The following is a 7,184-nucleotide window of genomic DNA, read 5'->3' on the forward strand; positions in this document are numbered from 1 at the left end:
CCTGCTGGCCCTGACCCTGCTGACCTCGCCCGGCGAGCTCGGCGCCGACATCGCCTGCGGCACCACCCAGCGCTTCGGCATGCCCATGGGCAACGGCGGCCCCCACGCCGGCTACCTGGCCACGCAAGACGCATTCAAGCGCTCGCTGCCCGGCCGCCTGGTCGGCGTCAGCATCGACAGCCACGGCAACCCCGCCTACCGCCTGGCCCTGCAGACCCGCGAGCAGCACATCCGCCGCGAAAAAGCCACCTCCAACATCTGCACGGCCCAGGTGCTGCCCGCCGTCGTGGCCAGCATGTACGCCGTCTACCACGGCCCCGAGGGCCTCAAGCGCATCGCCCAGCGCGTGACCGCCTACGCCTCCATCCTGGCCGCGGGCCTGAAGCAACTCGGGCGCGAACTGCTGCACGACACCTGGTTCGACACCCTGCACGTGCGTTGCGCCAGCCCAGCCGAGCACGACCAGCTGCTCGCCGCTGCGGTGGCAAAGGGCATGAACCTGCGCGCCGCCAGCGCCGACACCCTGGGCATCTCGCTGGATGAGACCACCACCCGGGCCGACCTGGCCGACCTGCTGAGCGTGTTCGCCGCCGGCAAGGCCGTGCCCAGCGTTGATCAGCTGGCCGCCACCGCCATCATCGGCCTGCCCGAAGGCCTGCGCCGCACCAGCGCCTACCTGACGCACCCGGTCTTCAACACCCACCACTCCGAGACGGAGATGCTGCGCTACATCCGCGCCTTGTCCGACAAGGACCTGGCCCTGGACCGCACCATGATCCCGCTGGGCTCGTGCACCATGAAGCTCAACGCCACCAGCGAGATGATCCCCATCACCTGGCCGGAGTTCGCACACATCCACCCCTTCGCCCCGCGTGAGCAGCTCAAGGGCTACGAGCTGCTCGACCAGCAGCTGTGCGCCTGGCTGTCGCAGGCCACGGGCTACGCCGGCATCAGCCTGCAGCCCAACGCCGGCTCGCAAGGCGAATACGCTGGCCTGCTCATCATCAAGGCATATCACGAGTCGCGCGGCGAAGGCCACCGCGACATCTGCCTGATCCCCGAATCGGCCCACGGCACCAACCCCGCCAGCGCCCAGATGGTCGGCATGAAGGTCGTGGTCACCAAGTGCGACGCCAACGGCAACGTCGACCTCGACGACCTGCGCGCCAAGTGCGAAGCCCACAGCGCCAACCTGGCCGCGGTGATGATCACCTACCCGTCCACCTACGGCGTGTTCGAAACGCGCGTGACCGAGCTGTGCAAGTTGGTGCACGAACACGGTGGCCGCGTCTACGTGGACGGCGCCAACATGAACGCCCTGGTCGGCCTGGCCGCCCCGGGCCAGTTCGGTGGCGACGTCAGCCACCTGAACCTGCACAAGACCTTCTGCATCCCGCACGGCGGTGGTGGCCCTGGCGTCGGCCCCGTCTGCGTGGTCGAAGACCTTGCACCGTTCCTGCCCGCGCACCGCTCGGCCGGCCTGGGCACCGAACAGCAAGTCGGCGCCGTCTCGGCCGCTCCGCTGGGCAACGCCGCCGTGCTGCCCATCAGCTGGATGTACATCCGCATGATGGGCGCCGATGGCCTCAAGGCCGCGACCGAGGTCGCCATCCTGAATGCCAACTACGTGGCCGCCCGCCTGGCCGACCACTACGACATCCACTTCAGTGGTGGCAACAGCCTCATCAAGGGCGGCGGCGTGGCGCACGAGTGCATCCTCGACCTGCGCCCCCTCAAGGACAGCAGCGGCGTGTCGGCCGAAGACGTGGCCAAGCGCCTGATCGACTATGGCTTCCACGCGCCCACGCTGAGCTTTCCCGTGGCCGGCACCCTGATGGTCGAGCCCACCGAGAGCGAATCCCAGACCGAACTCGACCGATTCTGCGACGCCATGATCGCCATCCGCGACGAGATCCGTGCCGTCGAAGAAGGCCGCCTGCCTCGCGAGGACAACCCGCTCAAGCACGCCCCGCACACTGCGGCCACCCTGCTGAGCGGCGAGTGGCAGCACGCCTACAGCCGTGAAACCGCCGCCTACCCGGTGTCCAGCCTGCGCCAGCAAAAGTACTGGTCTCCAGTTGGCCGCGTGGACAACGTTCACGGCGATCGCAACCTGTTTTGCAGCTGCCTGCCCATCTCGGCCGACGCCTGACGCCCCACATGCCCAGGTAACTGGCATGGTCTTTGTGCATCGCGGCAAGCGGCGCCAAGACAATGTTCTGTCTTACGCCGGGCTCGGTGTGCGTTAGTCGTATCACGGCGGGCCCCCTTCACGCCTGACACCGCCCCTGAGGCGGTGCACCGATGCAGGAGGCCCAATGGGTTCCGCGATCACGCACGCCCCACTGCCAGGGCTCCTGGCGCCAGCCGGTGCCAGCCTGGAGCTGGCCCTGCACGCTGCCCGAGCTGGCGTCTGGGAATGGGACCTCCGCACCGACCAGAACCGCTGGACCGAAGAGGTCTGGCGCCTCTACGGCCTCAGCCCAGGTGAGCAGCCCCCGTCCTACCAGACGTGGTTGTCCAGCATCCACCCCGACGACCGCGATGCGGCCATGCGGGCGGTCAGCGAGGCACGGCGTGCTGGCGCACCCTTCGAAGGATGCTGGCGCACGCTGCCTGAGCGAGGTCCTGTTCGATGGCTACTGAGCCGGGGCCAGCCTGGCCTGCTCACCCGCGATGGGCCGACCCACTACGTCGGCATCGTGATGGACGTCACCTCACAAAAGGCGATCGACGACGAGAAACTGCGATGGCAGGAAAGCCCGACCGAGGACGTCCCCAACGACACCCCAGCCCCATCCGAGCACGAGCGCCTGCTCCAGACCATCCTCGACGGCGTACCCGGCCTGGTCGGATACTGGGACAAACTGCTCTGCAACCGCTTTGCCAACCACGCCTACGGCGATTGGTTCGGCATGACCCCGGACGAGATCCGAGGCAAGCACATCAGCGAACTGCTGGGCAAGAGCCTTTTTGAGCTCAACCGACCTCACATCGAAGGCGCACTGCGCGGCGAGCGGCAATGCTTTTTGCGGGACCTGCCCGTGCCCGGCCATCCGGGACAGCACCGCGTCAGCGAAACCCACTACCTGCCCGACTTCGACGGGGACTCGGTCAAAGGCTTCCTGGTGCTCGTGCTCGACGTGACCGACACCAAGCTCGCAGAGCAAACCGCGCGAGCGGCCAGCCAGGCCAAATCAGACTTCCTCTCCAACGTCAGCCACGAGCTGCGCACGCCCTTGAACACGATGTTCGGCCTCGCACAAATCGGCCTCAAGGAAAGCACGGGTTCGCCCTGCGCCGGCACCTTCAGGCAGATCCTCGATTCAGGTCAGCACCTGCTCTCGCTCATCGACGAGGTGCTCGACTTCTCCAAAATCGAGGCCGGCAAGATGCACCTGCACCTGGGCGTGGTCGACATTGGCAGGCTGATCGAGCAGGTGCTTGGCGTCACCGCACTGCGCGCCTGCAGCAAAGGCATCCGACTTGAAATCGACGAGGGCGTCGATGTGCCCGCGCAGACGCTGGGCGACGCCAAACGCCTGACCCAGATCCTGGTGAACCTGATCACCAACGCCATCAAGTTCACCGACCAGGGTGAAGTGCGGCTCATCCTGAGCCGACACGGCAGCCGGCTCAACTTCACGGTCAGCGACACGGGCACAGGCATCCCGCCCGAACGGTTGGACGAATTGTTCCAGCCCTTCGTGCAGGTGCACGACGCGCAAGCCCCCCAGACCAACGGCGCCAGCAACGCTGGAACCGGGCTCGGGCTGGCCATCTGCAAAAGCCTGGTCGAGCTCATGGGGGGCGAGATCGAGGTGCGCAGCGAGCGGGGGCGAGGGACGAGTGTTTGCGTGAGCCTGCCCCTGCAGGAAGCGGCGCCGCCCAACTGGACGACCTTGTCCAACCTCGTGCTCATCGGATTTCCGGAGGGCGAGCGCGAAGCCCTGATGCACCAGTTGAAGCAACGCGGCTGCTCCGCCTGCTGGAGCGATCGCGTGCCGGAGACCCGGCCACGCGCTGCCACGCTGCTGCTTCACCAGCGCGCCTTGAGCACGCACACGGCCGCCTCGCTCAACGAACTGCAGGCATCGGGTCAGCCCCTGGTCGTGCACCAGCCAGACGTGGGTGTCCGCCCAGTGGGGCAAGACGGCACACCGCTGTCCATGGACACACTCCTGCTGAGCGGCCCGCTCTCTCCCCTTCGACTGCTGCACGCCCTGACCCACCGCCCCCAACCGCAGGCGCGCGCAGGCCAACGCAGGCTGAGCGGCCTGCGCCTGCTCGCTGCAGAAGACAACCCGGTGAACCGGCTGATCCTGGGGCAAATGCTGGAGGCGGAAGGGGCGGTCATCGAATTTGCCTTCGACGGTGAACAAGCCGTCGAGCGCGTGGCCAACGGCCCGGCCAACATCGACCTCGTCCTTTGCGACATCCAGATGCCCGTCATGGACGGCAACGAGGCCACGCGACGCATCCGTCGCTTGTCGCCACAACTCCCGGTCATTGGTTTGACCGCACACGCTTTCAGCCAGGCCAGGCAAGAGGCGATGAGCGCAGGCATGGTCGACTACATCACCAAGCCCTACATGCTGGATACACTGGTGCAGGCGGTGCTCAAGCACGTGTCACGCCCGCCGGAGAGCCCCATGAAAGTTGTACCCCCGTCCAGCCCTTCGGCAGATCCTGCGCTCGCCACGCCCGAAGCCGACTGGGTCAGCATGCAGCAACACTTCGCGCCACAACCTGGTGTCCTGAGTGCCTTGATCAGCGTGGCCCGCCAAACACTGCCCGGCGTGGCCGATCAACTGAACCAGGCCTTGCAGTCTGCGGACCTGGTGCGACTGGCCAAGGTGGCCCACGAAATCAAGGGCATTGCCCTGAACCTGCGCACCCCGGGCATGGCCGACCTCGCCACGCAGACACAAGACCAGGCCAGGCACGCCAACCCGGAGTCGAGCGCATTGGGCCGGCGGCTGTCCCTGCACCTGCGGGGCTTCCTGGCCCACCTGGCATCTCCCGACCCTCAGGCCACCTCAATGCCTGGCACGCAGGGTCAGTAAATCAGGCGATCAGGCCGGATGTCGCGCAGGATCGTCGTGGCGATCTCTTCGATCGACTTGTGCGTCGATGACAACCACGCGATCCCCTCGCGACGCATCATGGATTCGGCCTGCTGGACTTCGAAGCGGCAGTTCTCCAGGCTGGCGTAGCGGCTGTTGGGCCGACGCTCGTTGCGAATCTGGCTCAGCCGTTGCGGGTCGATGGTCAGCCCGAAGCACTTCTTTTTGTAGGGCTTGAGCATGGTCGGCAAGAACCCACGGTCAAAGTCCTCGGGGATCAAGGGCACGTTGGCCGCCTTCACACCGTGCTGCATGGCCAGGTAAAGCGAAGTGGGCGTCTTGCCGCAACGGCTCACCCCAACCAGCACCACATCTGCCTCTTCGAGGTTGCGAGACGACTGCCCGTCGTCGTGCTCGAGCGCGTAGTTGATGGCGTCGATGCGGTTGTTGTACTCACCGTCCACGCTCGCGTCGCTGAAGCGACCGACGCGGTGGTTGGACTTCATGTTGAGCTCTTCTTCCAAAGGCTCCACAAAGGTCTTGATGACGTCAAAAACCTTGCCCTGGCAGGTCTGCAGGATCGACAGCACGTCGTCATTGGCCAAGGTGGTGAAAACAATGGGGCGCTGCCCCTCCCGCTCGGCCGCGGTGTTGATCTCGCGCACGACGTGGAAGGCCTTGTCCTCCGTGTCGATGAAGGGCCGGCGGACGTGTCGGGGCTTGATGGCGAACTGGGCCAGGATGGAATTGCCCATGGTTTCGGCGGTGATGCCGGTGCCATCGGACACGAAGAAAACGCTGCGATCGGGCATGGGGATGCGGGGACCTCGAACGAGGGGGTGAGGTGTTCACAACACCGGCCCCCGGCGCGATCCGGATTCATTGGAAAGACCCCCCGGATCATAGGCGGGACCCTACAATCGGTTCAACCGTTTCCGGCCCGCCCGCTGACGCCCGCTAGGTCACACCATCAAAACAACAGACCGGCCGCCCCAGCTTCGCTCCGGAAGCCCCAAGATTTTTTCACCATCCTGGAGCTTTTCTATGACCGAACGCTTTGAGCCGACCGCCCTGGTCGTGCCCTTCGAGCAATTGCGCATGTCCGACGTCGAGTCGGTGGGCGGCAAGAACGCCTCGCTGGGCGAGATGATCTCTCAGCTGCCCAACGGCGTGCGCGTGCCCACCGGCTTCGCCACCACGGCCCACGCCTTCCGCGAATTCCTCAAGCACGACGGCCTGAGCCTGCGCATCAGCCAGCGCCTGGCCACGCTCGACACCGAAGACGTCAAGGCCCTGGCCCAGGCCGGTGCCGAAATCCGTGGCTGGGTCGAGGCACAGCCCTTCCCCGCTGACCTGGAAAAGGCCATTCGCGAAGCCTTCGTCACCCTCGCTGGCGACAACCCCCAGGCCTCGTTCGCCGTGCGCTCCTCGGCCACCGCCGAAGACCTGCCCGACGCCTCGTTCGCCGGCCAGCAGGAAACCTTCCTGAACGTCATCGGCATCGAAGACATCCTGCACAAGATGAAGGAAGTCTTCGCCTCGCTGTACAACGACCGCGCCATCTCCTACCGCGTGCACAAGGGCTTCGCCCACGACGTGGTGGCCCTGTCGGCGGGCGTGCAGCGCATGGTGCGCTCGGACATCGGCGCCGCTGGCGTGATGTTCACCATCGACACCGAGTCCGGTTTTTCGGACGTGGTCTTCATCACCTCCAGCTACGGCCTGGGTGAAACCGTGGTGCAAGGCGCCGTCAACCCCGACGAGTTCTACGTTCACAAGCCCGCGCTCAAGTCGGGCAAGCAGGCCGTCATCCGCCGCAACCTGGGCTCCAAGCTGATCAAGATGGAGTTCTCGACGCCCGAAGAGAAGGCCGCCTCGGGCAAGCTCGTCAAGACCGTGGACACCACCGTCGAAGCCCGCAACCGCTACAGCCTGAGCAACGACGACGTCATGGAGCTGGCCCGCTACGCCCTCGTCATCGAGCAGCACTACGGCCGCCCGATGGACATCGAATGGGGCAAGGACGGCGGCGACGGCAAGATCTACATCCTCCAAGCCCGCCCCGAAACGGTCAAGAGCCAGCAGCAAGGCAAGAGCGAGCAGCGCTACAAGCTCAAG

The 7,184-nt window shown here is 65.9% G+C and carries 4 protein-coding genes; 3 read left to right on the top strand and 1 reads right to left on the bottom strand.

All coding sequences use genetic code 11. The features are described 5' to 3' along the window. Both gcvP and B2W70_RS15495 read left to right on the top strand, forming a co-directional pair. Window positions 1-2,152: aminomethyl-transferring glycine dehydrogenase (gcvP, locus tag B2W70_RS15490; protein WP_286747016.1), on the top strand; the 2,152-nt coding region annotated here is incomplete at its 5' end. Between the two features lie 166 nt (window positions 2,153-2,318). Further along, on the top strand, window positions 2,319-5,066 hold the full coding sequence (locus tag B2W70_RS15495; RefSeq protein WP_286747017.1) for a hybrid sensor histidine kinase/response regulator: 2,748 nt from the start codon (window positions 2,319-2,321) through the stop codon (window positions 5,064-5,066). Here the strand turns inward: B2W70_RS15495 and ppsR are convergent. Then, complete coding sequence (gene ppsR, locus B2W70_RS15500; protein ID WP_286747018.1) at window positions 5,060-5,878, bottom strand: posphoenolpyruvate synthetase regulatory kinase/phosphorylase PpsR; 819 nt, start codon at window positions 5,876-5,878, stop codon at window positions 5,060-5,062. The two genes, B2W70_RS15495 and ppsR, sit on opposite strands and share 7 nt — an antisense overlap. 232 nt (window positions 5,879-6,110) lie before the next feature. Here ppsR and B2W70_RS15505 point away from each other — a divergent pair. Continuing rightward, on the top strand, window positions 6,111-7,184 hold a 1,074-nt coding region (locus tag B2W70_RS15505), incomplete at its 3' end, for a PEP/pyruvate-binding domain-containing protein (RefSeq protein WP_286747019.1).

It is taken from the genome of Aquabacterium sp. UBA2148 (assembly GCF_002328915.1).
In the GTDB taxonomy this organism is placed as follows: domain Bacteria; phylum Pseudomonadota; class Gammaproteobacteria; order Burkholderiales; family Burkholderiaceae_C; genus Aquabacterium; species Aquabacterium parvum.

What these genes read in the sequence shown, in the direction of transcription:
- B2W70_RS15495 (WP_286747017.1), top strand. Translation starts at nt 2,319, where the DNA reads ATGGGTTCCGCGATCACGCACGCCCCACTGCCAGGGCTCCTGGCGCCA.
- ppsR (WP_286747018.1), bottom strand. Translation starts at nt 5,878, where the DNA reads ATGCCCGATCGCAGCGTTTTCTTCGTGTCCGATGGCACCGGCATCACC.